This window comes from Cytobacillus solani (assembly GCF_001420595.1).
Classification (GTDB): domain Bacteria; phylum Bacillota; class Bacilli; order Bacillales; family Cytobacillaceae; genus Cytobacillus; species Cytobacillus solani.
This window is the reverse complement of sequence record NZ_LJIX01000006.1, coordinates 3,437,939-3,464,046: the sequence shown is the minus strand read 5'-3', so window position 1 is coordinate 3,464,046 and position 26,108 is coordinate 3,437,939. Positions and strand designations below refer to the sequence as shown.

The following is a 26,108-nucleotide window of genomic DNA, read 5'->3' as shown; positions in this document are numbered from 1 at the left end:
CAGTCATTTTTCTCTTCTTTTTTTCATATGAATGAATGGATGAAGGAGGGTAAAAATAATGAAGGTGCAAGTACGTTCAGGCGATACATTATGGCATTATAGCCGGCTTTTCATGATCCCATTAAACTTGATCATTGATTCGAATCCAACGATTAATTCATCCACTTTACAAATTGGGCAAGAAGTGCAGATCCCTGGATTTACTATACAGAAATATACGCTGAGAAAAGGCGATACATTTTGGAAACTTAGTGAGGCTAGACATTTATCAGTTGATGCACTTCTTTTGCTAAATCAAAACGTGAACCCAAATCAATTGCAGGTTGGAAAAACAATCATTATTCCCCAAAGAGTAATCTCGCCGGTCGTTAATGGGAAAAGGCAGTATAACTTTAAAGCTTTAACAGCTGACATAGCGCAACTGAAATCCATCTTTCCATTCATTCAAGTAAATAATATTGGCAAAAGTGTATTAGGAAAGCCCATTCAAGAAATCCGTCTTGGCAAGGGAACAAAGAAAGTTCATTTTAATGCCTCGTTTCATGCAAATGAATGGATCACTTCAGGTGTTTTAATGTCACTTCTGAATCATTTTCTGTCATCATTAACAAATGTGAAGCCAATAAGAGGACTGACAACCATGCCCTTATATCACGCTGTAGATCTTTCCATTGTGCCAATGGTAAATCCAGATGGAGTTGACTTGGTTTTAAATGGACCTCCAGATGAGATGAGAGAAGAAGTGATACGGATTAATAATGGAAGTACTGATTTTACTGGCTGGAAGGCAAATATAAGAGGTGTGGACTTAAATAATCAATTCCCGGCAAAGTGGGAGATTGAGAAGGAAAGAAAAGCAGAGAAAGCACCTGCACCGCGTGACTATCCTGGGGATGCGCCTTTAACTGAACCAGAATCGATAGCTATGGCTAATCTTGCAAGTACAAGACAATTTAATCGTATGCTTGCTTTCCATACCCAAGGCGAAGAATTTTATTGGGGATTTGAAGGGCTTGAACCGCCAGAATCAAGAGGCTTAGCTGCTGAATTTGCAAGAGTGAGCGGATATACACCTGTACAATATATTGATAGCTATGCGGGATATAAGGATTGGTTTATTCAAGATTTTCGCAGACCTGGCTTTACAATCGAATTAGGGTCTGGAATTAATCCGTTGCCATTATCTCAGTTTGATGAAATATTTGAAGAGGTGCTAGGCATTTACCTGGCTGCATTATATATGTAAAATGAAAAAGCCGCTATTGGCTTTTCTTTTTGAAATAATTTTGAAATAATTGAAACATTCTTCTCATATTTTCGTATAATTAGTTAAATGGATTGGAGGGAGGGGTGGAGTTGCTTTGGAAAAAAAGAAAGAAATACAGAATGGCTCTTTTTTTATGCATTTTCCTTTCGCTATTTCTTGCAGGTTGTACAGTAAATAAAGAGTCAGAACTGCATTCATTCAAAAATCATCAAAAGGAACCAGGAAAGGAAGCGATTCCACCTTCCTTTTTTGGTCAAGAAATAAAGCTGCCCATCCAAATAGAACAGGGGCAATTTAACAGTATGAGCAGCTGGCTAAATAATGAAGAAATAGTGTACATAACAAATGTCGGGTTAGGATCTCATGTGTATACTTATAATATATTTACTGGTAAGAACCAATTGATTTTTGAAAGTGAGTCACCAGTAGCCTCAGTTACTGCTAGTCCTTCAGGGGAACGTTTATTAGTTCATACTGCACCCACAACCTTTGAAGGCATTATTACAATTATTGATCGCAACGGGAATGAGATAATGTCTGAAAGGATAGAGGCGTTTGACTTTGTTTTTGAGTGGAACCCATATGATGAGGATCAGCTGCTCCTTTCTTCATTTACAGAAAGCTGGGATTTTTCCACATATCAAATGAATCTTAAAGAAAAAAAGCTGACTCCTATTCAACTAAAAGAGCCATTTGTGGGCTGGAAGAGTAAGGAAGAGCTCGTTTATTTAGATTGGGGTCAAGAGGAAGCCTTATTATTCGCACCTTTAAAGAAGAAATCTATTTTTAGCGAGCAGGACGATACAATTTTAGACAAGATATACTATATGAAGGCAATTAAGAATTTAATCATGACCATTACTGTTCCTTCTGATAAAATAAATGAGTCAGCATATACTTTTCTATCCAGTGACCTTAATAAGCTAGCAGATTTAAACATTCCCCATTTAACAAGATTTTCTGATTGGCTTATCCCATATTTTGATTTTGATGAGGGAGATCACTTTTACACCTTTGCCCCACTGTATAGTTCGGAAGCTGATACGTACGCGGAAGGATTTCAGCTTCTTTCACTAAACATCAAAAATGGAGACGAGAAAGTGCTTTTCGAGAATTTGGAAAACGAGCCTTTAAGCTGCTCTCCAAATGGAAGTCATTGTTTATATGGGTTTTATTTTGAAAAGCTAATAAATATGGATTCAAAAGAAATTATGCCTATCATTAAGGAATAATAATTGAAAAAAAGGATGATAAAAAATGGCAATAGTTGATGTAACCGTTATTCCTATAGGAACTGAGTCACCAAGTGTAAGCAGTTATGTAGCTGATATTCAGCGTGTATTAATGGAATACGAAAAGAAGGGCCAAATACGGTTCCAATTAACTCCGATGAATACAATAATTGAAGGAGAACTTCCGGTATTATTCGAAGTCATTCAAGCTATGCATGAGGTGCCTTTTGAAAAAGGACTTATGAGGGTAGCAACGAATATACGTATTGATGATAGAAGAGATGTTAAAAGAAAAATGGAAGAAAAGGTTCAACGTGTTGAAAGCCAGCTTAATCAATAAAAAAAGAAGGATTCCCAAAGATGGGATCCTTTTTTTTTTCGCCCTTGATCACTAAGGAAAGCTCCTTAAAATAATCGTCGCAGGAACAATCGGCAAATTGATTGTTTCGAAGGCGCCTTCGCTTTTCTTTGTCTAGCTACTGCTCCTATCGACTAGTGGACTTCAGGCTTCCTCCTTACGATAAGTCAACATCGAATCTCTTTCGCTCTTCGTGTTTCCTTTATCTCAGTCCGGAGCCCTCCAGTCCATACGTCGTTGAACAATCGCCTTCGCTTTTCTTTGTCCAGCTCCAGCACCTAGGGGCTCGAGGTCATAAGTCAAGCCGACAAAAAGGTTAAAGAACAACCTTTCTGCCGGCTCGTCTTATGCTTGTCGCCCCGAACAAGGTGCTTCCGCTTTTCTAGTGTGCTGCAGGGTATCCGCTGTTGATTAGAGTTAATAATGCAAATCCGCCAAATACAACGAATGAACCGGCTGCAAATACGAAACCTAGAATATTCTTGTTTTTAAGTGCACTCCAAGCACCATAAGCTGCTAAAATGGCAACTAAAAAGAAGATAATAACGATTCCCATTAATAAAAAGCCCCCTTTTGTTATGATAATCAGGCAAATGCCCATTGAAAAATCATATTCAGGTATGGAACCTGTATGTAATGCTATATATACATTCGTATTATATTCTATATTTTTTTCTCTTGTTTGTCGAGGTCAAAAAATGACACTTCTATGTCGTTCATTCTACTATTCCCTTTAAAAGTATAAAAAATCTTCATTTTCCGATAATAAACAAGTTTCCTTTAATTTCTTTGTTAATATAGTGTAAAATTAGTGCATATATCCACAACTGGAGGTGTTGATTATGGAATGGCATCAAATTCCATTAGGCCTATTACAAACAAATTGTTATATTGTATCAAAGGAAGACAATACTTGTTTAATTTTTGATCCAGGTGAAGAAGGGGATAAATTAAGCAGCTTTATTCTTGAAAATAAGCTAAGTCCCCTTGCCATTATCCTTACACACGCACATTTTGATCATATAGGGGCAGTGGAAGAGATTAGAGAGACATTCAATATCCCAGTCTATATTCACGAAAATGAAGCAGATTGGCTAATTGACCCCAGTCAAAATGGGTCACAATTGTTTGAAATAGGTAAGTTAGTCAAGGGGAACCGTGCGGATTATGTATTGACGAACGAAAAAGAGTTGAAAATTGGTGATTTCTCCTTTCAAATCGCAGAAACACCAGGCCATTCACCAGGAAGCCTATCTTTTTATTTTAAAGAAGCGGGATTTGTGATATCCGGTGACGCATTATTTAGCGGCAGTATTGGGCGGACGGATCTTCCTGGGGGGAACCATGCTCAACTGCTTAAAAGCATCCATGAACAATTGCTAATTCTTCCCGAAGAAACGATTGTGCTCTCAGGACATGGACCTGCCACAACAATTGGACAAGAAATGGATTCAAATCCCTTTTTAAATGGGTTTTAATCAGAAAAGCGGAGGCGACTGTTCAGCGACGTATGGACTGGAGGGCTCCGGACTGAGATAAAGGAAACACGAAGAGCGATAGCGATTCGAATGTTGACTTATCGTAAGGAGGAAGCCTGAAGTCCACTAGTCGCTAGGAGCCGCAGCTAGACAATCAGAAAAGCGGAGGCGACTGTTCAGCGACGTATGGACTGGAGGGCTCCGGACTGAGATAAAGGAAACACGAAGAGCGATAGCGATTCGAATGTTGACTTAACGTAAGGAGGAAGCCTGAAGTCCATTAGTCGCTAGGAGCCGCAGCTGGACATAGAAAAGCCCTTCTCAAAAGAGAAGGGCTTTTCTGGGGGATGTTCTATTCATATAATGGGAGGGGATATAGTTAAGCTACTAATAGTAGAATATAATAAAGTTAACACTATGTCAATGGTGAAAATATATTGTGTGAAAAATAAACTAGATTTGTGTGTTACTGTATCTATTATCTTTTTAATATATAGGGGAATTGTAAATGATAAATTATTTAAAGGATTATATTCTAAAGAGCCCATCGCAGAAAATTACATATGCAGATTACATAATGCAAACTCTGTACCATTCGCAATATGGCTATTATATGAATGATAAAAGGAAAATAGGACGTGAAGGAGATTTTATTACGACAAGTAATATTTCTGATATTTATGGCAGATCCATTGCTAAATGGTTTTACAGGAAAGCAATTGAACTGAACCTCCCATTTTCCATTTGCGAAATTGGTGCAGGGACAGGTCGGTTTGCTAAAGCCTTTATTGATGAATGGAAGACTATTTCGGCTGAACCGATCCAATATTATATTTTAGAAGAAAGCCCATATCATCGGAAATTGCAGCAGGAGGAACTAATTCTTGATGAGAATACAAAGCAAATCTCATGCTTGGAGGAAATTACTCCTTTTGAAGGTTTGATTTTTTCAAATGAGTTGTTTGATGCATTTCCGGTTCATGTAATAGAAAACCAGGACGGGCAATTACTAGAGGTTATGGTTGCTGTTAAGGATGATATGCTCATTGAGAGCATTGTACCTTTAAAAAATGAAGAAATTAAATCTTTTCTCGAACGAAGCGGGTTAAAGTTGAACGATCAGCAACGTATTGAAATCCCTTTACAGTTGGAATCGATGATGACAAGCATGGCTAATACCCTGCAAAGAGGGCTAGTGCTCACGGTTGATTATGGATACACAAATGAAGAATGGATGGAGCCATCAAGAAGGAATGGAAGTTTAAGGGGCTATTACAAACATCAGCAAATGAATAATATTCTTGAACATCCAGGGGAAATGGATATAACAAGTCATGTCCATTTTGATGCGTTAATCAAAAAGGGGAATCAGCTTGGGTTAATGTATGTTCATAAATGGAGGCAGGATGAATTTCTGCTTGCTGCAGGAATTCTAGAGGAATTGCAGGAGAATTATGATCCGAATCCTTTTTCAGCTATAAGCAAAAGAAATCGGGCAATACGCAGCCTTATTATACCTGGAGGAATGAGTTCTTTTTTTCATGTAATTTTGCAGCAGAAAGGAGTATAAAGGGATAATAAAAAAGCGATGGAATCCATCGCTTTTTTATTATGTAGCTAAACTTTGGTTTTTAGTGGCCTGCACCTGGAACCATCATAAACGTGCTCCAATACGTGAAGCCTACGAAAAACACAGTTAAATATCCTGCAAAAACATATAAATACATACGTTCTGAAAGCTTTAAGTAGCTTAAAAGCAGGAAGAATCCTGTTTGGGCAAAGAAGATTAAAGACGTTGTATACATATCGCCTAAGAAGAACATGACAGCAAATATTCCCGTCCAGAATCCACAAACCTTGTACATACGATCCATATGTATCCCTCCTTTTCCCCTAGCAATTCACATTATTACATCATTACATATTATAAGTTAAATGATAGACAAAAGTAAATAACCTTTGTTGCTACTTTGTGACGATTGCATGATAAGAACAAGAATCACATCCACCAAGCATATTTTCCTTTTCAACTAACTCAATGGAATGAAACAGTACTTCAAACATTCCTTTTAAAAATTCATAATGCATATTACAGACCGATTCAGAATGTTCAAGAGCTACTTCTTTAAATGGACAGTTATAAATTTGAAAATAAATTTTGCTTTGATCCTCATTTACTTCAAATTCAGGGTGGAAGCCTGATAAGGTAGAAGCATTTTTAAGGATGTTCAGTTTTTGATCGAATGAAAGCTCTTCGTTATTGTTAGGAGTACGGTTTATTTCCTGTTCAACCAATTCCTTGCCAAATGACTTCCCAGTCAAATACAATGCCTTTTTTCCTTCTTCTCCAAGAGAAAGCATGGTTTGCATGGCGATTTTTGAGAGAAGCTGATAGTCGCGATATGGGAAATGAAGCTGAATTACATCATCAGATAAGCGATAAAGCCTGCTTGGTCTTCCGCCTTTCCCTGTCTTCTGGGTATCAGAAACGAGCATGTTAACATCCTCAAGTTTTGACAGATGAAGTCTGGCTACGTTTGGATGAATGTCGAAATTATCTGCGATTTCCTGAACAGTCACATCCTTATGTCTTTTTGTAATGTATTGATAAATATAATAGCGTGTTGGATCTGATAATACATTTGTTATTTTTAGCGTTTGTTCCACTTCTATTCACCTCAGAACGGATTTGATTCTATTATAATACAGCTAGTTAGGGTTAACACTGTATTCACTATTAGTTTATAAAAAGTTCACATTTAAACCAATAACATAAGTCACAAATTTATATAAATTTTGATAAATTTCAACAAATTTACATTGTGATTTGTGTATGTGGCTAATCTTTGAATTCTTATTTTATGAAAATTTCATATTATTAATCGAATTGTTTGTCAAAAAAAGCAGGAGAATATATAATAGGGTCGAATCATATTCCTAACAAAAGAAAAGGTGGTGTACGATTTAATTGAATACAATTGAAAAGCTTGCAGAAAGAATTATTAAAGATGCTGTCAGAAATCATGCATCAGATATCCACATTGTTCCCCGCAGAAGCGATACCCTCATCCAATTACGTCTTGCTAACAAACTAATTCCCAGACTCTATTTGCCGAAAGAAGAATGCGACAGACTGATTTCACACTTTAAATTTACGGCTTCAATGGATATCGGTGAAAAGAGAAGACCGCAAAGCGGTGCAAACTCCTATCAAATTGATGGTCAAATGATCGGCTTTCGCTTTTCAACGCTCCCCTCTAGTCATAATGAAAGCCTAGTTATTCGAATCCTCCCTCAGCAAGAACAAATTCCTTTCTACCAAATTTCTTTATTCCCGAGTATGACCCGAAAACTACTTGCATTATTAAAGCATGCCCACGGATTAATCATATTTACTGGTCCGACTGGATCAGGTAAAACTACCACCCTATACTCGCTTCTCAATGAAACCTCACATATGTTCAATCGCAATGTCATCACCCTTGAAGACCCAATTGAAAAAGAAAATGATATGGTGCTCCAGGTTCAAGTGAATGAAAAAGCTGGTGTGTCCTATGCAACTGGATTAAAAGCCATTCTAAGACATGATCCAGATATCATTATGGTGGGGGAAATCAGAGATGCAGAAACGGCAAAGATAGCAGTAAGAGCTGCACTAACAGGTCATCTAGTTAGTTTAATAGGCACATGCATGTCTACAAAAAGTCAAAATCAACTATTTCAACTGACTCTGGTTTCTGCAATTTTTTAATTTTATTTACACTGATTGTTTTAAAAGTTAGATGAACCAATTGTTTTTTCTCATGAATTTCTAGATTAGACCAGTTTAATTGGATGTCAGAAAGTATATCAACTATGTTATAATTATCCATGATAGGATTCTCAATTTTTGTAAGTGCTTCTAACTCTTCTAGAAGCATTTTTTCTTTTTTATTTTCTTCATTTGTTCTTTTCTTAAAATCCTCATCTGAAATCATTTCGTTTACCCAAGCATATTGCCATTTAGATCGTCTTTTTTTAATTTCTTCAATTTCTTTATTTATATTTGCAATAGAATCTGTGTTATCAACAGATTTTTTATCCTCAATAATAGCTTCATTAACTTCTTTATTTAAGTTCCAGTGGCTAATTCTATTTAAAAATTGGTGTTCCAGATAATTTTGATTAATTAGTGGTTGGTCGCAACTGCCGAATTTTGAATTATGGCAATAATAGTTGTATGAATGATACTTTTTATCTCCTCTTTTTGAGATTGAGTATTTCCCTGCCATGCATCCACCACAACGAGAACATCTGAGAACCCCCGTGAAAATAAACTTACTGGTTGCTGACCTAGGGTGCTTAGTTTTCCGGGAATTTATTATAGCTTGTACTCTTTGAAAACTAACTTCATCTATTATTGCAGGTACAGCATTCTCAATTTCAAAATACTGCTCTTTATTAACTCTGTAGTTATACCTCATCGTTCCGATATAAAGCGGATTTCGCAAAATATAACTAACAGTATTGTATTGCCATGTATTATTCTTTTTAGAAGTAAGATCTTCTTCATTTAATAATCTGGCGATCTTGGCAATTCCATATTTACCAGTCATGTACATTTCATAAATTTTCCTTACGACTGCAGCTTCTGATTCAATAATTTTTAAATAATCTCCATCTTTCTCATATCCATATGGGGGAAGGTTGATTACCCATTTTCCTTCTCTAGCTTTTTCATCCATTCCCATTCTTACACGTTCTCCGAGGTTCTCACGCTCCCACTGAGCCATGGAAGCAACAAGTCGTATAAAAAGTCTACCTGTTGCTGTCGTCGTGTCATAGACCTCTGTAGCACTTTTAAACATGACTTCATGATCAGAGAATATCTTTAGCATTCTATCTAAATCAATTACGGATCGAGTTAATCTATCGAGCTTGTACACTAATACAATATCAAATAACTTTTCTTTAACTCCCTCAAGCATTCTTTTAAGCTCAGGTCTTTCCATATCCTTAGCAGAAATCCCTTCATCCACATAAAACTGTACAATTTCCCAATTCTGAGAAAAAGCAAATGCCTTTAACCTTTCCTTTTGAGCTGACAAGGAGTATCCTTCCTCTACCTGCATCTGTGTTGAAACGCGGATATAAGCAGCAACTCTCAATATAATGATACCTCTTCTCTTTTGTGTAATAGATTTTCGAAAAATGATTCTCTTTCCATGATTTCCTCGAATATCTCACGTTGTAAATATTTATTTTTATCCATTATAAAAATAAAAGCCCTAGAGTGATTCATTTCCATAGATTTTATTCTATAGTCTTCTGTAACCATTAGAGCTAGTCTGTAATCAGTATTATATTTAAACATAACATAACGGTGGATTCGCCATTTTAAAGCTTCAGTAGAAACTCCTATAGTATTAGATATACGGAAGTAGTTAAATTTTTTAACCAGCATTTTTTCTAATACTTCTTCTGGAATTAGTAATTCGCTCGCAAATAAATTTGCTTCGCGCTCAATAAGCACTTCACCAAGGGAATATAGATTTTCACTTAATTTTGTCTCAGTAAAAGTTTTTCTTTTATGACTATGTAAGTAGAAATGACCTAGCTCATGTGCAATAGTGAATGTCTGTCTGTTTTGAGAGTGGTTAGAGTTTACTGCAATTGTTGTCCCCAATTCATCAATTTCTAATCGACCACTTATCTTTTGTAGTTCAAAATTAAAAGGCATTAAGAAAATTTCGTTATGATCTAATAATAATTCTAAGGAGGCTAATGCGTCATAAGTTAAGAAATATTGCTCATGAAAGTATTTGAAACTATCAAATACATTCATGGCTTTTTCTATAATCTCCATCCTCACCATTGTCATCATCGTTTTTTCCTTAACTTTAGTAGAAATTCTTTTCGTGATTCAATATATTTTTCAATATCGTCTTTAAAAAGTTCTTTTTCATCTTTTGAAAGGTTTGATATATCTGCTCGGAAAAAAATTTGTTCTTGTGTTTTTTCTTCATTCTGTTGAACTTCGTCTAAACCTAAAAGATAGTTGGCATTTACACCATAAACCTTCGATAATATCCCTAATATTTCAGGATCCGGCTTAGTTCCATCGTTTTCATACCTACTCAATGTTTTGTTATTTATATTTGCCTTTTGAGCTGCTTCTAACTGAGTAAGTCCTCTCCTTTCTCTGGCTTTTTTTAATCTTTCTCCTAATGTTGACATGTTAAATCCTCCTTAATGAGAAATTTTATCACAAAGTACTCAATATCTGAGATTTTTTCTTAAAAAATGAGATAAATACTGTTGACTTCTTAGAAAATGAGATTTATTATAAAGATATAAAATCTCAGAAAGTGAGAAGTGAGGTGAGAATATGGATGCACACAAAAAAATTCGAGACTATATAGAATCGAATGGATTAAAGTTTAACTTTGTAGCAGATAAGTCAGAAATACCTTTAAAAACATTCTATAGGCTCATAAATGGCCATAAAAAAATGTCGGTTGAGGAACTTGAAAAAATATGCAGGAAGGGATTATCCGTTGATCCGGCATTTTTTTTACAATGAATTCTCGGAAACTGAGAATAACGTGTTGTCATTACAATTAAATTCTCTATTAATGTCAAGAAATCCTTTTTAAAGGAGGAAGAAATTTTGAAGAAAAAAGAACCTTCTGCTGAACAAAAGAAAATGATTGTACAATTCTTTGCTAAAACGTCATTACCTAGAATTATTAAACAAATGGAAGAACAGAAGGAGCAAAAAATATCTTAGTTATTATTTGAGGAGGGCTAATAAGTAATGCAAAAAGAAAAATTAATGCAGTTCTTATCAGATTGCATCGACAAAAACATGGGAATTTCAATTGTTCGCACATCAACAAATACAACTGAGGAAGAAGCAAAAGAGTTCGCGATGCGGTTAAGTGAGATTGTTGAAGCACCTCTTAAAATCACTCAAGGTGATAAACATGAGTGGTTCAGTGTGGATGGTAAAAAAATCTCCGGAAGTTTCTTTCACGAAAACTCTGATAAGGGAAGTTCTCACTTCATGGAAGAAGATGTTGATCTATCAGGAAGTGCTGAAATTGCCTAAGAACAAAATTTGGAACTATATCAATGATCAATATGATGACGAAGGTATTATTCCGAGTTTGGATGATATCTACATGGCTTTCCGTAAACAGTTTGATAACTGGTGGTCAGTGGATTTGATCGAAGAAGTTAGAACAGGTTTTATGTCCGCACATAACTTAAGTGGAATCATTATAAAGGAGTGAAGTTGAGTGACAAGTTTAGAAGCAGTTTTACATCAAATTGAGGAAGAAGAAGTGTTGGAACTTCAAAATATTTTTACTGTAGTGGATCTCGATACAGCAGCAGAAGCACAACGACGCATTGCATGGTTTGAAGAAAAGAAAAGGGAAGTTGATGTAATCATTGAAAAGCAAATTGCGCCTTTCCTTGAAAAGATTGAAAAAATCAAAATGTGGGGTGAGCAAGCTAAAGTTGAGCATGAAGAAAAGCGTGTTCATTACACAAATATGCTTGAGCAGTATATGAGAAATGAAGTTGCTAAACAACTGGAACTTGGAAAAAAGCCAAAGAAAACCTTATCTCTTCCTTACGGAAAAATCAGTTTAAAGAAACAGCAACCTGAATTCCAAAAGAATGAAGAAGAATTACTGGAATATGCGAAGTCTACAGGGCTTGTGAAAGTGAAAGAAAGTACAGATTGGGCATTATTGAAGAAAAATTGTGTGGTTTCTGATGGGAAGCTTTATGACACTACAACAGGCGAAGAGGTACCTGGTGTAGTTGTGATTGAACGTGATGAAAAATTCACAGTTGAATTAAATGATTAAAGGGAGCTGCCGCAAACAGACTCCCTTCAAAAACAATTGATAGTGGAAGTTTAACACAAAAGGAGCTGATTGGGAAATGAGTCAATTAAAAAGCATTTATTCAAAGATAGGCGAAGTAATGTCTAAAGTAAGCCGGGTCCCTAAAAACGGCTACAATCAATTTCATAAATATAATTATGCAACTGAAAGTGACTTAACAGAATCAATCAGGCCAATTCTTCAAGAATCGGGTTTAGCGTTTTTTTCAAATGTCTTGGAACAAGATCGTGAAGGTGAATTCACAAAAGTTAAGATGGAATTCACATTAGCTGATATAGAAACTGGAGAGGTGCTTACTTCAACTTATTGGGGAGAAGGTCAAGACAAAGGGGATAAAGGGCTTTATAAAGCTTATACCGGAGCAACTAAGTACTTCTTAATGAAAACATTCCTTATTCCTACTGGTGATGACCCAGAAGCTGACAGCACAGTCGATGAACGTAATAATCAGAAGCCGAAAAATAACAAAGGACAAAAAACACAGCAACAAGTGGCTAGTGATGCTCAACTGAATTTAATTAACAAATTATTAGTTGATGTTGCAAATGCTACTGGAAGTACCAAAGAAAAAGCATACCTATCACTTAAAAACCAAATGAAAAAAGAAATGGAATGGTATACGCAAGATGAAGCTGGTGAAGCCATTGTGATATTAAACAAAGTTCTTAAAAAAGGTGCGTAGGGAGGAAACATCATGAAATGGACTGTTGATGCTATTGAACTACACTTCCAAAAGCAACAACAATTATTCGGCAATTTAGCAGATGAAGAATCCTTTAATATGATCTTTGGTTTAATTGAACGATACCGAAGACTGGATCAGGAATCTGAAAAGTTAGCTGCTTTAAATCGCCATTACTTCTTCAAGTTTTACAATGGTGATCTTAACAAGATGAAAGCTGATTGTGCTTATCTAATAGATTGAGGTGGAAACACCTCTTCCTTTTTAAAATCATAGCGAAATTTGGCTAATGAAATGTGGAATAGGAGGGGTTAAGTTGCAGGAGCAGACTTATAATCACTCACCTAGTACATACACCTTAGAAGTTTTATCTAGCGAATATCGGTCATCTGATCTTGCTAGAACAGAAAAGAAACAAATAGATGTAACAGACGAGGAAGTTTGCTTGTTCTTAGATCACGCACATAAATGCTGGCCAATCGTATTTTGGGTATTTTCATCTGTAATTGCAGTCCTGTTCATGTTTGGTGTCATTCAAAACTAAATAAGGAGTGAGAACGATTGAAAACCGTTCAGCCAATACGAGACATTGCAATGATTGCGGCTATGAAAGATGTTCTTATGAAGCAACATTATCGCAACTATTTCTTGTTTGTATTAGGCATTAACACTGGACTACGCATAAGTGACCTACTCGCATTAAGAGTGGGGGATGTAAGGGGTAAAAGCCATATCGTCATTACTGAGCAGAAAACAGGAAAGTTAAAACGGTTTAAGATCAATAACGAGCTCCAGCAACATATCAGCAAGTTTACGATTGATAAGAACACAGCAGCATACCTTTTCCAGTCGAGAAGAGGGCAGGATCGCATACACAGGGTTCAAGCATGGAAGATTCTCAATGCTGCAGCTCAAGAGGTTGGATTGAGTGAGATAGGCACTCACACCCTTAGAAAGACGTTTGGATATCACTTTTATCAAAAGTACAAGGATGTTGCAGTCTTGCAACAGATATTTAATCATTCTAGTCCGGCTGTGACTATGAGATACATCGGCATTAACCAGGACATTATGGATGAAAAGGTTGATGGATTTAGTCTTTAGGAAAAGGTATTTCCACGAAGGGAGGATTGATGGATTTTGTTTATAGAAGTTACAGATAGTCAAACTGGATCGAAAGTATCCATTAACCTGCAACAAATATGTATGATGATTGATGCAGGTGACGAAACGATTATCAATACATCAAATGGTAAATATCTGTGGATTAAAGAAAACTATTCTGAAGTACTAAAAAAGATTAATGCTTAACGGATTTTGTATTATGTTTCGTAAAAATTGGAGGGATAGAAATGGAGAGAAAAATATACAATGGTTGGGCTTTTACCGAAAATGAAGCAGAGAAAGGGAAAGTGAATCGAGAGATTTTCCAAGAACTCAAAACCAAATATAAGGTTTACAGGGATGATATAAACTTCAATCCTACCGTTAATTTGGACGAGTATGATGTGGTCATCGGAAGAGAGCCGGGCTATCATCATGCTGTTTACAACATCGTAAAGAATGCCCCGGACTTAAGTACAGATGAATTGCTACTTTTGTGCGATGGTGGAAATCTATGTTTCGGTGGTTCAAGGAAAAGCAATAATCATCTAAGGGTTTCAGAAGATTAATGCAATTTTAATTAAGGAGGAATAAACGTGCGTGAGATTAAGTTTCGAGGGAAACCAATTGAAGATTACGGTGATATTAAATGGTTTGTCGGCAGTTTGATTTTAAGTTGTGAAGATGAATTGGCTTACATTGAAGCAGATGGCCAAGGCACTGTTCCTGTTGAATGGGAATCAGTCGGACAATACACATGCCTAAAAGACAAGAACGGCAAGGAGATTTATGAAGGGGATATAATTGCACTTCCTTATAAAAGAACCTTTCCTGAATTAGGTTTGCAAAATCATACAGTTATTTTTAAAAATGGATATTTTTCATGTTCGGATTATAACACTTATGCAAGTGAAGTCATCGGCAACATTTACGAGAATCCAGAGTTACTGAACATTAAATAAAAAAGAGCCTTTTCAGGCTCATAGCATGGCGAAAAACTGATTTCATTACATTGTATGTCAATTATTTTTAGTGGTATAGGCTGATGTTGGTGCAAGACATGACGATTAGGTGTATCTAAGATGTTTTGTGCCTTGCCCAACAATTTTATTTTATGACCAATTGAAGTAAAACATGCAGAAACACAAGAATTATTGTGTTTACTAGAAAAAAAGAAAGAGCCATTTACTCTTCCTTTTTCCCAATATTAGTTCCATCTAATTTAGATGAGATTTCTCTTAAGATCTGGTTCCTCTCTTTTTGTGCAGTAATAAGACTTGTACAAAACCAAATAGTGAAACCAATAAGAGCTAAATAAAATAATAATGGAATAATAGCAAAAAACGCTCCATTCATAGCAACAAGACCACCTTCATGTGTAATTTCCTAATTATAACACATTTATGGATTTTTATGGTTTTAGATTCAAATCTTTAAGTTTACTAGAACGGAGGGATTCGGAATGGCGATACCTAGGATATTGCATTACCCGGGCAGTAAATGGAGTATGGCAAGTTGGATAATCAGCCATATGCCTGAGCATAAGACATATCTGGAACCTTTCTTTGGATCAGGAGCAGTCTTTTTCAAAAAGCAACCTTCCCAGATTGAGACTATAAACGACTTAGATAGTAACATAGTTAATCTTTTTAAAGTCATTCGAGATCATTCTGAGGAACTATCAGAAAAAATTTACTGGACCCCACTTTCTAGAGAGGAATATTACTCAAGTTATGAGTATTCCGGATCCTGTGAAATTGAAGCAGCAAGAACATTTTTAGTTAGGTGTTGGCAGGCTATCGGGGCTAAGACATCGGATAGAACTGGTTGGAGAAGTTTAATATCTTCTAATGGACCAGACACAGCGAAGGAATGGGGGAAGTTACCTGATAAGATTCTCCTAGTAGCAAAAAGATTAAAGGAAGCACAAATAGAGAATCAACCAGCTGTGAAATTACTTGAACGATATAAGAGACGAGAAGTACTAATATATGCAGATCCGCCTTACATTATTGAGACTCGAACAAAAAGGCACTACAAGCATGAAATGTCGATAGATGATCATATTGAGTTATTGGAAACATTAGATGCACATCCCGGTCCAGTTATTCTCTCTGGATACGCTCATCATATTTATGATGAAAGATTGAAACATTGGCACAGGGAAACATTAGATGTGGCAGCAGAAGCAGGGGCCAAAAGGCAGGAAGTTCTTTGGGTAAATGAAGTAGCAGCTGGTGGTTATTTTCAGCAGTCACTATTTTAAATCATTCTCTTTCACAGGCACCTCAGTGATGGAGTTACTAAAGATTGCAATATTCACAGCGAGCAAAATTATTTGCACCAAGATTTGTAGACCGTTTAAGCTAGTAAACATTTCTTTCATAACGACCACTCCCTTTTCAATGATTTTCACTGAGGTGTTATCCTGTACAGATTCCAGTCCCGGGAGATGAGCCTGTGAAAAAGAACGAGTAATAATAATTATAAGTATACTAGCAGATTAAGTAAACAAAAGAGTAATTATGTATAAAAAAAGGAGCCATAATGGCTCCGAAGCAAACTGTATGGCAAAAGAATTTATTATACAAGTTTATTGTATGAAACATTTTCGAATAATGACTGGGACAAGTAAAATAATTGCATTTAAATAAATAATGCAGGCACAACATTTCTAGTGCCTGCAAAGAGGGAGTTCATGAGCTTACAACCTGAGGATATGATTGTGCTATATAGTATTCAATTTTAATGGATTTGTCCAAGTTCTATAAAAAAATGTGCTTTTTCACTAAATATATTAAGCAAAATGTTAATTAGGGGGAAGGAAGAATGAGTGTTAAAGCCTTAAAGAAAGGCGACAAAGTAGTAATGCACACTTGTATTGAAGCTGAAGCTCACAACGGTAAGATTTGGACTTGCCGAACTGACGAATTTAAACATCATCCAAAACACGACTATACAGTTGTTATGCTCGAAGGTTTTAGTGGTTCTTTTCAGACGGAATATCTACAAAAGGTAAATATTTAATTAACATAATGATAGCTTTGTTCAATAGCAAAAAAGTGAATTAAGAAAGGGTGGGTAAATGAGTAAGTGTGCTTCTTGCGAAGATGAATTTGTATGGAATGATGATGTGATAATTGTTGAAGATAATCTTTATCACAAAGATTGCGTTACATTGTATCCAACAGGATATGTCGCTTTTATTGATGATGAATTTTTAGGGGAAACCGAAAACGATGATGGTCAAATGGCTTATGAAATTATAGATGATCTTCTAAATGATGATGAAGATTAGTTGATTAGGAGGGAAAGAGGATGTACGACAAAGAGAAAGTATATGACGAAGAAATTTCGCCGTTAATGGCTGAAATTATTAAAATCTGTAAAAGAGAAAATCTTCCTATGGCAGCTCAGTTTTATTTAAAAAAAGAACGTGCAGAGCACGATGAATTCCCTGGTGAACCAATGTATTGCACAACGACTATTATTCCAGCAAAAAATGAAATGGATGCAGATGCTCATGATTGGTTGAAGAATGTAGCTACAGCAATGAGATACGGACCGAGTGGACCACCATATGTTATGGCGGCCACAATTAAAACATCATAAATAAACACAAGGTAGGAGGAGTTTAATAGTGGGATATATTCGACATAATTCATTTGTGGTTACTGGGGACAGTTATCCAGAGGCACAAAGAAAATTGGATTTAGCACATGAAAAGGCAGTAGAGCTTTTCTCAAATTTAGTTTCCCCGGTAATTCAAGGTAAAACAAATGGTTATCAATCTTTCTTTGTTGCACCAGATGGAAGTAAAGAAGGCTGGGATTTATCAGACGAATATGATGAAAAAAGAAAACAGCTCGCAGATTTTATTGATTCTTTGGCATATGGTGATGGCTCTAATTGTGTTCAATTTGTAGATGTAGGCTTTGATGAATGTTATGAAGCAGAAGTTGATCGTACTAATAAAAAACGTCCAGAAGAAGATTAAGTAAACAAAAGATAGAAGGTGTTTCATGTGAGTGGTAAAGCTTCTTTAAAAGATAGAGTAGCCTGGGTATTTGATGGATTAATTAAAGACGGAGTTTGGTTCGCGGATGAGATGAAGCAAGAATTATTAGATGTTATTAATAGGTATGAGGAACAGGAGAAGAAGATTGAAGAATTGAGTAGGTTGGGATTGCAAACTGCGATAAGTAGCTTGAAGAGTAGGGAAGGTCACTTAGAATCGTTGAACGAACAAAAAGAGTTAGTTGTTCTTCTAATGAAGGCTAAAGAAGAAATAGAACGGCTGAAAAAAATTTGAATAAAAAAGGATGCTCGGCTGTTTTATCCAAGCATCCTCTCAGCTTCACGTTGCTTCTTCTTTTCAACAAGTTCTAAGTATTTCAATCCGTACTGGATCAGTTCGTTGACACCTTTGCTTCGATTTCCTTTACGGTTTTCGTACCAGTAATCATCAACTTTCTTAAGAACGTTAGGATCAAATGCAATAGTAGTTGTTGGTTTGTAATTATCTCCACGTACATGACCAGCCATTTTGTGTTCGCTCCTTTTTAAATAAGTTAGTGTAATACAGTAATAATTATTCCTGATCATCCTCAACGATCGTAAATAATTCGCCTATTGAACATTCGAAGAAGTTGCAAAGTTTATAAATAGTTTCAAATTCTATTCTGTCACTTTGGTCATTGTAAATTCTAGTAAGTGTAGGGCGGCTAATCCCGGTGTCTTTAGACAATTGATTAATGCTACGGATTTTCTTTTCACCCATTAGAATATGAAGATTTGATTTAATTTTACCCATTGGTTTCACCGTCCTTATTTTATAGTATGCACACATAGTACACAATTATGATATCAAAGCATAACAATTTGTGCAACTAATAATTATTATTGGAAATTTAGGATTGTAAAATTGTAAAGCTACTGTTACAATTAAGTTGTAAAGCTAGTGTTACAATTCCCTTGAAAGGAGGGATGAAATGGTACAAGATCCTCAGGCTCTTTTTCTCTTTAAACTCGAAGATTTAATGTGGCAAAACCGCATCAAGTCAATTAATGAGTTGAGTGAAAAAACTAACATCTCCAGAAGTGCGCTTACAGCCTTAAAGAAAGGTGAGTCAAAAATGCTACACCTCTCCACGGTGTACACGCTCTGCAAAGAATTTAACTGTGGGATTGACGATCTTATCGAATTAAAGAAAGGATGATGGTGTTTGAATCGATTAGTTTTTATTGAGAAGGGACAAGCAGTTACTGATAGTTTGACTGTCGCAGAAGTATTTGGAAAGGAGCACAATAAGGTATTAAGAGATATACGTACACAAATGGAATATGCAGGAGAAGAATTCTCACTGTCCAATTTTGGACAGCGAACGTATCAAAACTCGCGAAATCAAGAAATGCCCAAAATTGATATGACAGAGGATGCATTTGCGCTTGTTGTAATGAGTTACAACACAAAAGAAGCTGTACAAATGAAAATCAAATTCATTCAAGAGTTTAAGAGAATAAAAGAGCAGTTGCACAGACAATTTGCAGTGCCTACTTCATTTGCCGAAGCATTAAGACTTGCTGCTGATCTCCAAGAAGAAAATGAGCGTAATAAGCCGAAGGTGGAAGCACACGATAAATTTATCAGTGGAGAGAATTATCAGAAGGTTGGACAGGTTGCGAAGGTTTTGGGGATTGGTCGGAACAAACTGTTTGCTTTCTTAAGAGAAAACAAGATTTTCATGGGTGATAACACTCCTTATCAGCAGTTCATTGACCGTGGATACTTTGTAGTAAAAGAGAAGCCAATAGAAATGGGCTCTCAGGTCATAAATAAGCCACAAACATATGTAACGGCAAAAGGTGTAGATTACATCCATAAATTATTGGGCAAAAAAACAGCCTAGTTGCGCCAACAACTAGACCAGAAAATTCAAGTTCATTATAAAGTTTATTCCTTGTAGTCAATTATATACCAAGTATTGACTATTGGCTACAGGGAACTGTTGTTCTAAAAATACCGAGAAGGTGAATGTATGCAAAGACATTACTATGCGATAATTCCAGCTAACGTTCGGTATGACAAAGAATTAACCCCCAATGCAAAGCTATTATACGGAGAAATTACAGCTTTATGTAATGAAAAAGGCTATTGCTGGGCAAGTAATTCTTACTTTTCGGATTTATATAACGTTAGTAAAGTTTCGATTTCGAAATGGATCAATCAACTTGTGGAAAAAGGATATATCCATTCGGAAATTCAATTCAAAGAGGGTACTAAAGAAATCTTAAATAGGTATTTAAGAATTGTTAATGACCCTATTAAAGAAAAGTTAAATACCCCTATTAAAGAAAAGTTTAAAGATAATAATACATCTTTTAATACTACATTTAATAATACAAAAGAAAATATACCTTATGTCGAGATAATAAATTATCTCAACGATGCAGCTCGATCAAACTATCGTTCATCAACGAAAGCAACACAACGAGTTATTAAAGCTCGATGGAATGAAGGGTTTACTTTGGAGGACTTTAAAAAGGTCATAGATAATAAGTCAGCAGAATGGCTTAATGACTCCAAAATGAATAAATTCTTACGTCCAGAGACCTTATTTGGAACTAAGTTTGAATCATATTTAAACCAAAAGGGCGGTGGGCCACCAAATGGAACGCATCCAAATGCCGGAGCGATTGCAGAGGAATACGAATTCGGTTTCTGATAATCGATGCTCGTCATGCAGCAGGAAGTTACTTTTGAAAGAAGGTAAAGAGTATTGCTTCTACTGCGACCTGATCGCGCCTGAAGATAAAAAAATTGCTGATGAAGTAAATGAGTGGATAGAAAACCGTGAAGTGAATGAACTGCAAGAATATTTTAAAGGCAAAAGTTTAATGAATCGAGATTTGGAGGAAGCAACGCTTAGTGGTTATGATCCACAAAATGACTCACAGAGACTTGCTTTGGAGCAAGCTTATCAATACATTGGAACATTCAACAAAAGGCAAGGAATGCTCCTGCAAGGTCGTCCAGGTCTAGGTAAAAGCCATTTAGCTGCGGCAATCGTCAAAGAGATCATTAATCAAAAGCACACAGGGATATTCATATCATTACCTCGCTTAATGACTGAGTTAAAAGCTACGTATGGGAAAAATAGTAGCTTGAAAGAAACAGACTTACTGGTAGCACTACAAAAAGTTGATCTGTTAGTAATGGATGATCTTGGTGTTGAAAGAGATGGGAAAGATGAAGCATCCTCCTGGGCTAAACAAAAGATATATGAAATCGTAGACAGTCGAATAGGACAAGCCACAATTTATACCACAAACTATACTGCCAAGGAATTGCTTTCGATGTATGGAGAAAGAGATTTCAGCAGGATGGTTCAAGACTGTTCAATATTAAAACTCGAAGGTAAGAATTATAGATTACGAAACTTTATGTGAGGTGCCGTATGTGTAGAAAATGTAACGGATTAGGTCGGAAATACACAGAGGTCTTTCCTGGAGCATGGCAGTTAAACCCATGCTCCTGTATTGAACCAGTAGAACGTGACTGGAAAGCCTACTTTGAAAGGTGGGAACAGAAGATTGAAGAGCGTAGAGCAGAAAGAGAACTTAGTGATAGCCCGAATGGAGAACTTTTACTTTCAAAATGAAAGAAAATTGATTCATATTTCACTAGAAGATTTAGAAGACGTAGATTGGTTTTGGGCTCACTCTGAAATTGAAAGATTCGATAAACTTTGGAAAGTTAACATGAGTTTGACAGGGATTGCAGAGGAATTAGGTCGGTCAAGGGTTGCAGTCTTGTTATTAGCTTTAGATCGCATGTATACAGGTCAAGTTACGTTGAGAAATTGGGATATATGGTGAGGTGGACCGATGGAAATCCTAGAAGCTTTACAAGCAGTGAGAGATGTATTCGTAAACTATCCAAAACGATATGAAGAGATAAGAGAAGGTATCAAACGTTGTGAGCTTGAAATCGAGGATTTAGAACATCTAATGGAATTTGCCAACTTGAACGCAAGCCAGGGTTATCAAATGTATAAAGCCATGAAAGAAGTACGGAACAGAAGAAGGGAGCTCAAGAATGAATTAGAGCTCTTGGAAATATCAAAGCGAATTAATAATGTTGGTAAGCCTAATGAAAAAATATTGAATCAAGCAATTGGGGATATGCGGAAGGTTATGAAGCAACAGAATGACCGATGCTACTCTATGAGAATTAGACATGATTTACAAGAATTAATTAAATGAGGTGATTAAGTGAATATGAATTACGAGAATGTGCCACGATCAACTAAGTACGAAGAAATAGCTATTAAAATTGGGCAACTTGTAGACGAAAAGAACCAATCCTATGGAGATGCATTTAATAAGTCAGATGAATTTCTTAAACTACTATATCCTAACGGAGTTAAGCCAGATCAATACAGTGATATGTTAGCTATTGTTCGGATATTTGATAAATTAATGCGGATCGCCACAAACAAAGGTGCCTTTGAAGAAAATCCTTGGAGAGACATAGCTGGTTACGGTGTATTAAAAAGTGAAGGATGAAGCTAATGAATGCCATTATCCGAGTAACAAACTTAATAGATCAGCATGGAGAAACGTTTGTAGACTGTGAAGGCTGCCATATATGCGAAGAAATCAAATCCTTGCGTAAAGATATTAGCAACAATAATGTTCCAAAGGGATTTAAACATATTCTTGCAAAAGGTGAGGATATGACCAGAAGTGACATTGCAACCTTGATAGAGGGTGGAGTGCCAAAGAATGAAATTAGAAAGGCTTTAAAACTTCATAAAGATAAATTTGCGCAATTACTTTGGAACTTCGGTTTAGAAAGAGGGTACGAGAAAAAATCGGTTATGGGGGTTGTAGATGTGGAGATAACTGCTGAAGAATATTATGCACTTAAAGAAAAAGGTTTGAAGGATGCTGAAATAGCATTGAAAAAAGGTGTAAATGAATACACTTTGAGGAACTGGAAGTATCAGAACCGAATTAAGGCTAATAAGAAGGCAAAACGGCCCAAATTAATGGCAAAGCAAGACTCCGAGACTAAACCCACCAAAGAAGATCAAAACGCTGAATATCGCCAATTAATCGATGAACTAAGCACAGCCCTGAATGATGAGAAGAAAAGTGGAAAAGAGAAAGATGCGCTCATTGAAAAATTAGAAGCAAAAGTAAGTGAATTAGAGAGTATCCATGCTGCATGTGATGATGTAGAGTCAGAGCTTACTAGTTTGAGAGAAGAACGTAACAACTATCGTGATCAGTTACTTGATACCAGGCATGAGCTAACTCAGTTAGATTATTCTCACGAAAACATTAAGAAAGAAAATGAAAAGATGATAAAATCCATGGCACTCTATGAAACAGAGAATATGGCAATGAGGGAGTTGCTAAGGTTATGGATTTAGGATTCCATCCAGTCGCTAAGCCGTCATATAGTCGCAGGGTAAAGAAGCGTGGAGATAGGAATAAGTTTTCAAAGTATGTCAGGGATCAAATAAAAGACCATTTCGAAGATACTTGCCAAATGTGCATGGGTAGAGGTTGTCATATCCACCATGTGCAGCCTAAGGGGAGTGGCAAAGGTCGCGGGGTATTTACAAATGGATTGTTACTCTGTAACGAGTGCCATAAGAAAGTGCATGCTGATGATGCGCTATTAAGATACTGGAAAAAAGTGTTCAGAAAAAAGTATGGTCCGTTATATTTCATGGACGAAGAAGATATTAAAGCTAAACAACTCACCAAAGAATTACAGCAGGAAGAAAAAGCTGTAAGGGAGTGGAAAAATCATAATGGCAACTAATTACGCTGAATGGTTAGAGTGGCAGAAGAAGGTCATTCGTGAGGAATATATTTTAGCTGATAAGAAAAAAGGCAAATAAAAACCCATATTAATTATATGTCAATCCATATGGGAACGGAAAGGGGAACAAGCAAATGAATAGAGTAGTACTTGTTGGAAGATTAACAAAGGATCCAGAGCTTAGATATACGCCCAACGGGGTGCCGGTAGCAACTTTTACTCTTGCGGTAAATCGAACATTTGCCAACCAGCAAGGTGAGAAGGAAGCTGACTTTATAAATTGTGTGATATGGAGAAAGCCAGCTGAGAACGTGGCGAACTTCTTGAAAAAGGGTGCTCAAGCAGGAGTGGACGGAAGGATTCAAACACGTAGCTATGAAGGGCAGGATGGAAAGCGTGTTTATGTAACAGAGGTACAGGCTGAAAGTGTTCAATTCCTTGATAAGAAGAATGATAATCATCAACCTAATAACAATCAATCTAGTAATCAGCAAAACAAGCAACAAAGAGACCCATTCGCTAATGATGGTCAACAAATAGATATTGACGATTCTGACTTACCTTTTTGATCAATGCATTTTGAAGATGCAACAAAAGAACAGTTAATACAAATTTGCCTTTGGGAAGAATGCTCCATCGATTATAAATTTGAAGCAGCAAGAGAGCTCCAATTAAGAGAATGGAATGATGATTATTTAAAAGACCTGGTGCGGTTATGGGGGGAGGGTAAGTCCTCTTTCCAAATCGCAATTGAATTAGGAATAGATAGAAACGTAGTTTACTGGCAACTTGAAAAACACGGATTGTACGGAAGGAGAATAACAAGATGAAATTAAATGACTATCAACAAGTGTCACAAAGAACAATGCCGGCAAGTGATGATAAGGGAGTGTCAAACTACGCTTTAGGGTTAGTTTGTGAAGCAGGAGAAGTAGGAGACATAATCAAAAAAGAAGTGTTTCATGGACATGAAGTAGATCGTAAAAAAATAAAAGATGAATTAGGAGATGTGCTTCATTATTTAGCTGGGTTAGCAACAATGTACGGATTTACTCTTGAACAAGTAGCAATGACTAACATCGAAAAACTGATGAAACGGTACCCTGATGGTTTTAGTTCTGAAAGGTCGGTGAATCGCATTGATTAAACTCGATGCTTGGGAAAGAGACAACATGATCAGTGTATTGGAATGGAGAACAGGATTTAACCGTGAATATTTGCTGAAACTTGATGATGAACAACTCAACAAGCTTTACAAGGAGCGTGTGGGCTGATGCGCTTTGTAGGAATAGACCCATCAACTAAGACTGGATTAGTTATTATCGATAAATCGGAAATCTGGTCAAAAGAAATTACAACAACAATAGAAAATGATCCTGAAAGATTTATGGATATTACTAAACAAGTTATAAGTCCGATATGCGAAAGTGATGTTATTTGTATAGAAGGCTTCTCATACGGCTCTAAAGGTGCAGGAGTATCCACTCAATACGGCATAGGTTGGTTGATTCGTGCAGAGTTGATACGGAATGGATACTCCTATTATGAAGTTTCCCCATCGTCATTAAAGAAATTCGCAACAGGAAAAGGGAATGCTGCTAAAGATGCGATGGTTTTGCCTATCTATAAGCATTGGGGATTTGATCATCCTTCAGATAACGTCAGGGATGCTTTTGTTTTAGCAAAGATGGCTCAAGGACTAAAAGGTCTTAGTACGCTAACAAAATATCAAATAGAAGCACTGGAGAAGGTGAGTGTGTGACTGCACTACCAATTCAAGAAACTATATTATCTCCCGAACAGTTGAAAGAAGCGATTAAGGAAGAATTGCCGGCAGGAGCAGCTAGGGCGATTAAACAGCACAATGAATTATTAAAAAGCATCGATGCTTTTGAAGAAAACTTAGACTCACTTACACCTTTTCAAATAGCAACGCTAGAACACTATTATAATCGAGCTGAACGAGAAGCGTGGAAGATTGCCGGCTTTTATAAATCGCAGTATCAGTTTTATTTCGGTAGGGCATCAACGGAACGCGGGCAAATGTATGTATACGAGCGTGAAACAAATAAGATGGCAATAAACGATTCCAATTATAAGAGTAAAATAGCCGAGGGTTTAAACCTTGAGAAGTCAGGCATATACGAAGGGTATTATGTCACTTGGAAAGGCGTGGCATTATCTTATCAAGGCATGCAGAACACATTAAAAGACATGATGAAAGCTATTGTAGTTGAAGGGGGCAAATAAT

At 36.3% G+C, this 26,108-nt stretch carries 46 protein-coding genes and 1 pseudogene; 37 read left to right on the top strand and 10 right to left on the bottom strand.

Annotated features, from left to right (window positions below; all coding sequences use genetic code 11):
• The first annotated feature begins 58 nt into the window (after nucleotides 1-58).
• The 3 genes from AN957_RS19285 to AN957_RS19275 all read left to right on the top strand — a co-directional run bounded on the left by AN957_RS19285 (nucleotide 59) and on the right by AN957_RS19275 (nucleotide 2,839).
• Nucleotides 59-1,246 (top strand): M14 family metallopeptidase, encoded by a 1,188-nt coding sequence (locus AN957_RS19285; RefSeq protein ID WP_053477006.1) that lies wholly within the window; start codon nucleotides 59-61, stop codon nucleotides 1,244-1,246.
• A gap of 110 nt (nucleotides 1,247-1,356) precedes the next feature.
• The gene (locus AN957_RS19280) at nucleotides 1,357-2,499 is read left to right on the top strand and encodes a YqgU-like beta propeller domain-containing protein (protein ID WP_053477005.1); all 1,143 of its coding nucleotides are present in this window, start codon (nucleotides 1,357-1,359) and stop codon (nucleotides 2,497-2,499) included.
• Between the two features lie 25 nt (nucleotides 2,500-2,524).
• Nucleotides 2,525-2,839, top strand: a complete 315-nt coding sequence (locus AN957_RS19275) for an MTH1187 family thiamine-binding protein (protein WP_053477004.1) — start codon at nucleotides 2,525-2,527, stop codon at nucleotides 2,837-2,839.
• A 400-nt stretch (nucleotides 2,840-3,239) separates the two neighbouring features.
• Here the strand turns inward: AN957_RS19275 and AN957_RS27055 are convergent, their stop codons facing one another.
• Entirely contained in the window at nucleotides 3,240-3,413 is a 174-nt protein-coding gene (locus tag AN957_RS27055) for a DUF2759 domain-containing protein (protein ID WP_075209188.1), read from the bottom strand.
• A gap of 286 nt (nucleotides 3,414-3,699) precedes the next feature.
• Between AN957_RS27055 and AN957_RS19270 the strand changes: the two genes are divergently transcribed.
• Both AN957_RS19270 and AN957_RS19265 read left to right on the top strand, forming a co-directional pair.
• Complete coding sequence (locus AN957_RS19270) at nucleotides 3,700-4,335, top strand: MBL fold metallo-hydrolase (protein WP_053477003.1); 636 nt, start codon at nucleotides 3,700-3,702, stop codon at nucleotides 4,333-4,335.
• Between the two features lie 508 nt (nucleotides 4,336-4,843).
• Nucleotides 4,844-5,905, top strand: coding sequence for a class I SAM-dependent methyltransferase (locus AN957_RS19265; RefSeq protein WP_053477002.1), 1,062 nt, complete (start codon nucleotides 4,844-4,846; stop codon nucleotides 5,903-5,905).
• A gap of 61 nt (nucleotides 5,906-5,966) precedes the next feature.
• On the opposite strand, the gene AN957_RS19260 is transcribed toward AN957_RS19265, so the two are convergent.
• Together AN957_RS19260 and AN957_RS19255 are read right to left on the bottom strand one after the other, a co-directional pair.
• Nucleotides 5,967-6,209, bottom strand: coding sequence for a DUF2626 domain-containing protein (locus AN957_RS19260; protein ID WP_053477001.1), 243 nt, complete (start codon nucleotides 6,207-6,209; stop codon nucleotides 5,967-5,969).
• A gap of 91 nt (nucleotides 6,210-6,300) precedes the next feature.
• Nucleotides 6,301-7,002: a helix-turn-helix transcriptional regulator gene (locus AN957_RS19255; protein WP_053477000.1), complete on the bottom strand. Its 702-nt coding sequence runs from the start codon at nucleotides 7,000-7,002 to the stop codon at nucleotides 6,301-6,303.
• A 301-nt stretch (nucleotides 7,003-7,303) separates the two neighbouring features.
• Between AN957_RS19255 and comGA the strand changes: the two are divergent.
• A pseudogene (gene comGA / locus AN957_RS19250) lies at nucleotides 7,304-8,062 on the top strand (competence type IV pilus ATPase ComGA); the annotation flags it as partial.
• On the opposite strand, the gene AN957_RS19245 reads toward comGA, so the two are convergent.
• Genes AN957_RS19245 through AN957_RS19235 form a run of 3 tightly spaced genes read right to left on the bottom strand, consistent with a single transcriptional unit; the run spans nucleotide 8,031 to nucleotide 10,551 of the window.
• The gene (locus AN957_RS19245; protein ID WP_056685704.1) at nucleotides 8,031-9,482 is read right to left on the bottom strand and encodes a recombinase family protein; all 1,452 of its coding nucleotides are present in this window, start codon (nucleotides 9,480-9,482) and stop codon (nucleotides 8,031-8,033) included. The pseudogene comGA and the gene AN957_RS19245 sit on opposite strands and share 32 nt — an antisense overlap.
• Nucleotides 9,479-10,198, bottom strand: a complete 720-nt coding sequence (locus AN957_RS19240) for an ImmA/IrrE family metallo-endopeptidase (RefSeq protein WP_082446652.1) — start codon at nucleotides 10,196-10,198, stop codon at nucleotides 9,479-9,481. The genes AN957_RS19245 and AN957_RS19240 overlap by 4 nt, the downstream gene beginning before the upstream one ends.
• On the bottom strand, nucleotides 10,195-10,551 hold the full coding sequence (locus AN957_RS19235; protein ID WP_056685698.1) for a helix-turn-helix domain-containing protein: 357 nt from the start codon (nucleotides 10,549-10,551) through the stop codon (nucleotides 10,195-10,197). The genes AN957_RS19240 and AN957_RS19235 overlap by 4 nt, the downstream gene beginning before the upstream one ends.
• A gap of 151 nt (nucleotides 10,552-10,702) precedes the next feature.
• Here AN957_RS19235 and AN957_RS19230 point away from each other — a divergent pair, with 151 nt between their 5' ends.
• From AN957_RS19230 to AN957_RS19185, 11 genes are all read left to right on the top strand, one after another.
• The gene (locus AN957_RS19230; protein WP_056685694.1) at nucleotides 10,703-10,897 is read left to right on the top strand and encodes a helix-turn-helix domain-containing protein; all 195 of its coding nucleotides are present in this window, start codon (nucleotides 10,703-10,705) and stop codon (nucleotides 10,895-10,897) included.
• A gap of 234 nt (nucleotides 10,898-11,131) precedes the next feature.
• Entirely contained in the window at nucleotides 11,132-11,425 is a 294-nt protein-coding gene (locus AN957_RS19225) for a hypothetical protein (RefSeq protein WP_056685691.1), read from the top strand.
• Nucleotides 11,418-11,609 carry a hypothetical protein gene (locus tag AN957_RS19220; RefSeq protein ID WP_056685688.1) on the top strand — a complete coding sequence of 64 codons (192 nt, stop codon included), beginning with the start codon at nucleotides 11,418-11,420 and terminating at the stop codon, nucleotides 11,607-11,609. The genes AN957_RS19225 and AN957_RS19220 overlap by 8 nt, the downstream gene beginning before the upstream one ends.
• A 6-nt stretch (nucleotides 11,610-11,615) precedes the next feature.
• Nucleotides 11,616-12,194: a host-nuclease inhibitor Gam family protein gene (locus AN957_RS19215; RefSeq protein WP_056685685.1), complete on the top strand. Its 579-nt coding sequence runs from the start codon at nucleotides 11,616-11,618 to the stop codon at nucleotides 12,192-12,194.
• Between the two features lie 76 nt (nucleotides 12,195-12,270).
• Entirely contained in the window at nucleotides 12,271-12,915 is a 645-nt protein-coding gene (locus tag AN957_RS19210) for an ERF family protein (protein ID WP_056685682.1), read from the top strand.
• A gap of 12 nt (nucleotides 12,916-12,927) precedes the next feature.
• Nucleotides 12,928-13,158: a hypothetical protein gene (locus tag AN957_RS19205; protein ID WP_056685679.1), complete on the top strand. Its 231-nt coding sequence runs from the start codon at nucleotides 12,928-12,930 to the stop codon at nucleotides 13,156-13,158.
• Between the two features lie 73 nt (nucleotides 13,159-13,231).
• Entirely contained in the window at nucleotides 13,232-13,459 is a 228-nt protein-coding gene (locus tag AN957_RS19200) for a hypothetical protein (RefSeq protein ID WP_053475498.1), read from the top strand.
• Between the two features lie 17 nt (nucleotides 13,460-13,476).
• Entirely contained in the window at nucleotides 13,477-14,019 is a 543-nt protein-coding gene (locus AN957_RS19195; RefSeq protein ID WP_156341155.1) for a site-specific integrase, read from the top strand.
• A gap of 36 nt (nucleotides 14,020-14,055) precedes the next feature.
• Nucleotides 14,056-14,226, top strand: coding sequence for a flagellar FlbD family protein (locus AN957_RS27050; RefSeq protein ID WP_172797659.1), 171 nt, complete (start codon nucleotides 14,056-14,058; stop codon nucleotides 14,224-14,226).
• Between the two features lie 41 nt (nucleotides 14,227-14,267).
• On the top strand, nucleotides 14,268-14,588 hold the full coding sequence (locus AN957_RS19190) for a hypothetical protein (RefSeq protein ID WP_056685676.1): 321 nt from the start codon (nucleotides 14,268-14,270) through the stop codon (nucleotides 14,586-14,588).
• Between the two features lie 27 nt (nucleotides 14,589-14,615).
• Nucleotides 14,616-14,981, top strand: coding sequence for a YopX family protein (locus AN957_RS19185; protein ID WP_056685673.1), 366 nt, complete (start codon nucleotides 14,616-14,618; stop codon nucleotides 14,979-14,981).
• Between the two features lie 223 nt (nucleotides 14,982-15,204).
• Here the strand turns inward: AN957_RS19185 and AN957_RS28155 are convergent, their stop codons facing one another.
• Nucleotides 15,205-15,375, bottom strand: a complete 171-nt coding sequence (locus tag AN957_RS28155; protein WP_172797606.1) for a hypothetical protein — start codon at nucleotides 15,373-15,375, stop codon at nucleotides 15,205-15,207.
• Nucleotides 15,376-15,481: 106 nt separating this feature from the next.
• Between AN957_RS28155 and AN957_RS19180 the strand changes: the two genes are divergently transcribed.
• Nucleotides 15,482-16,285, top strand: coding sequence for a DNA adenine methylase (locus AN957_RS19180; RefSeq protein ID WP_056682115.1), 804 nt, complete (start codon nucleotides 15,482-15,484; stop codon nucleotides 16,283-16,285).
• Here the strand turns inward: AN957_RS19180 and AN957_RS27840 are convergent.
• Nucleotides 16,277-16,435: a hypothetical protein gene (locus tag AN957_RS27840; protein ID WP_156341114.1), complete on the bottom strand. Its 159-nt coding sequence runs from the start codon at nucleotides 16,433-16,435 to the stop codon at nucleotides 16,277-16,279. The genes AN957_RS19180 and AN957_RS27840 overlap by 9 nt on opposite strands.
• Nucleotides 16,436-16,848: 413 nt before the next feature.
• Here AN957_RS27840 and AN957_RS19175 point away from each other — a divergent pair, with 413 nt between their 5' ends.
• The 5 genes from AN957_RS19175 to AN957_RS19155 are packed head-to-tail and all read left to right on the top strand — an operon-like array spanning nucleotide 16,849 to nucleotide 18,331.
• On the top strand, nucleotides 16,849-17,046 hold the full coding sequence (locus AN957_RS19175; RefSeq protein WP_056682117.1) for a hypothetical protein: 198 nt from the start codon (nucleotides 16,849-16,851) through the stop codon (nucleotides 17,044-17,046).
• A 58-nt stretch (nucleotides 17,047-17,104) separates the two neighbouring features.
• A complete protein-coding gene (locus AN957_RS19170; RefSeq protein ID WP_056682119.1) occupies nucleotides 17,105-17,317 on the top strand; it encodes a hypothetical protein in 213 nt (70 codons plus the stop codon).
• Between the two features lie 20 nt (nucleotides 17,318-17,337).
• The gene (locus AN957_RS19165; protein ID WP_056682122.1) at nucleotides 17,338-17,631 is read left to right on the top strand and encodes a hypothetical protein; all 294 of its coding nucleotides are present in this window, start codon (nucleotides 17,338-17,340) and stop codon (nucleotides 17,629-17,631) included.
• A gap of 28 nt (nucleotides 17,632-17,659) precedes the next feature.
• Entirely contained in the window at nucleotides 17,660-18,016 is a 357-nt protein-coding gene (locus AN957_RS19160; RefSeq protein WP_056682124.1) for a hypothetical protein, read from the top strand.
• A 27-nt stretch (nucleotides 18,017-18,043) separates the two neighbouring features.
• Nucleotides 18,044-18,331, top strand: a complete 288-nt coding sequence (locus AN957_RS19155) for a hypothetical protein (RefSeq protein WP_056685671.1) — start codon at nucleotides 18,044-18,046, stop codon at nucleotides 18,329-18,331.
• A 23-nt stretch (nucleotides 18,332-18,354) separates the two neighbouring features.
• On the opposite strand, the gene AN957_RS19150 is transcribed toward AN957_RS19155, so the two are convergent.
• On the bottom strand, nucleotides 18,355-18,564 hold the full coding sequence (locus tag AN957_RS19150; protein ID WP_053475503.1) for a ribbon-helix-helix domain-containing protein: 210 nt from the start codon (nucleotides 18,562-18,564) through the stop codon (nucleotides 18,355-18,357).
• A 46-nt stretch (nucleotides 18,565-18,610) separates the two neighbouring features.
• Nucleotides 18,611-18,832, bottom strand: coding sequence for a helix-turn-helix domain-containing protein (locus AN957_RS19145; RefSeq protein WP_056685668.1), 222 nt, complete (start codon nucleotides 18,830-18,832; stop codon nucleotides 18,611-18,613).
• Nucleotides 18,833-19,010: 178 nt separating this feature from the next.
• Between AN957_RS19145 and AN957_RS19140 the strand changes: the two genes are divergently transcribed.
• The 14 genes from AN957_RS19140 to AN957_RS19075 all read left to right on the top strand — a co-directional run bounded on the left by AN957_RS19140 (nucleotide 19,011) and on the right by AN957_RS19075 (nucleotide 26,107).
• The gene (locus AN957_RS19140; protein ID WP_056685665.1) at nucleotides 19,011-19,238 is read left to right on the top strand and encodes a helix-turn-helix domain-containing protein; all 228 of its coding nucleotides are present in this window, start codon (nucleotides 19,011-19,013) and stop codon (nucleotides 19,236-19,238) included.
• Nucleotides 19,239-19,244: 6 nt separating this feature from the next.
• On the top strand, nucleotides 19,245-19,928 hold the full coding sequence (locus tag AN957_RS27425; protein WP_082446648.1) for a Rha family transcriptional regulator: 684 nt from the start codon (nucleotides 19,245-19,247) through the stop codon (nucleotides 19,926-19,928).
• 129 nt (nucleotides 19,929-20,057) lie between these two features.
• Nucleotides 20,058-20,744: a conserved phage C-terminal domain-containing protein gene (locus tag AN957_RS19130; RefSeq protein WP_056685662.1), complete on the top strand. Its 687-nt coding sequence runs from the start codon at nucleotides 20,058-20,060 to the stop codon at nucleotides 20,742-20,744.
• A gap of 34 nt (nucleotides 20,745-20,778) precedes the next feature.
• A complete protein-coding gene (locus tag AN957_RS19125) occupies nucleotides 20,779-21,468 on the top strand; it encodes an ATP-binding protein (protein WP_056685659.1) in 690 nt (229 codons plus the stop codon).
• 144 nt (nucleotides 21,469-21,612) lie between these two features.
• Nucleotides 21,613-21,897, top strand: a complete 285-nt coding sequence (locus AN957_RS19120) for a hypothetical protein (RefSeq protein WP_056685656.1) — start codon at nucleotides 21,613-21,615, stop codon at nucleotides 21,895-21,897.
• A gap of 9 nt (nucleotides 21,898-21,906) precedes the next feature.
• Nucleotides 21,907-22,284 (top strand): hypothetical protein, encoded by a 378-nt coding sequence (locus tag AN957_RS19115; RefSeq protein WP_056685653.1) that lies wholly within the window; start codon nucleotides 21,907-21,909, stop codon nucleotides 22,282-22,284.
• A 9-nt stretch (nucleotides 22,285-22,293) separates the two neighbouring features.
• Entirely contained in the window at nucleotides 22,294-22,587 is a 294-nt protein-coding gene (locus AN957_RS19110; protein WP_056685650.1) for a hypothetical protein, read from the top strand.
• A 5-nt stretch (nucleotides 22,588-22,592) separates the two neighbouring features.
• A complete protein-coding gene (locus AN957_RS19105; RefSeq protein ID WP_056685647.1) occupies nucleotides 22,593-23,459 on the top strand; it encodes a hypothetical protein in 867 nt (288 codons plus the stop codon).
• Nucleotides 23,450-23,857 carry an HNH endonuclease gene (locus AN957_RS19100; RefSeq protein WP_053475513.1) on the top strand — a complete coding sequence of 136 codons (408 nt, stop codon included), beginning with the start codon at nucleotides 23,450-23,452 and terminating at the stop codon, nucleotides 23,855-23,857. Before AN957_RS19105 ends, AN957_RS19100 begins: the two co-directional genes overlap by 10 nt.
• Before the next feature lie 134 nt (nucleotides 23,858-23,991).
• Nucleotides 23,992-24,426: a single-stranded DNA-binding protein gene (gene ssb, locus AN957_RS19095; RefSeq protein ID WP_053475514.1), complete on the top strand. Its 435-nt coding sequence runs from the start codon at nucleotides 23,992-23,994 to the stop codon at nucleotides 24,424-24,426.
• A gap of 257 nt (nucleotides 24,427-24,683) precedes the next feature.
• Nucleotides 24,684-25,004, top strand: coding sequence for a nucleoside triphosphate pyrophosphohydrolase family protein (locus tag AN957_RS19085; RefSeq protein WP_056685641.1), 321 nt, complete (start codon nucleotides 24,684-24,686; stop codon nucleotides 25,002-25,004).
• Between the two features lie 25 nt (nucleotides 25,005-25,029).
• Nucleotides 25,030-25,131, top strand: a complete 102-nt coding sequence (locus AN957_RS28910; RefSeq protein WP_156341154.1) for a hypothetical protein — start codon at nucleotides 25,030-25,032, stop codon at nucleotides 25,129-25,131.
• On the top strand, nucleotides 25,131-25,619 hold the full coding sequence (locus AN957_RS19080) for a hypothetical protein (RefSeq protein WP_056685638.1): 489 nt from the start codon (nucleotides 25,131-25,133) through the stop codon (nucleotides 25,617-25,619). The genes AN957_RS28910 and AN957_RS19080 overlap by 1 nt, the downstream gene beginning before the upstream one ends.
• The gene (locus AN957_RS19075) at nucleotides 25,616-26,107 is read left to right on the top strand and encodes a hypothetical protein (RefSeq protein ID WP_056685635.1); all 492 of its coding nucleotides are present in this window, start codon (nucleotides 25,616-25,618) and stop codon (nucleotides 26,105-26,107) included. Before AN957_RS19080 ends, AN957_RS19075 begins: the two co-directional genes overlap by 4 nt.
• Nucleotide 26,108 lies beyond the last annotated feature (1 nt).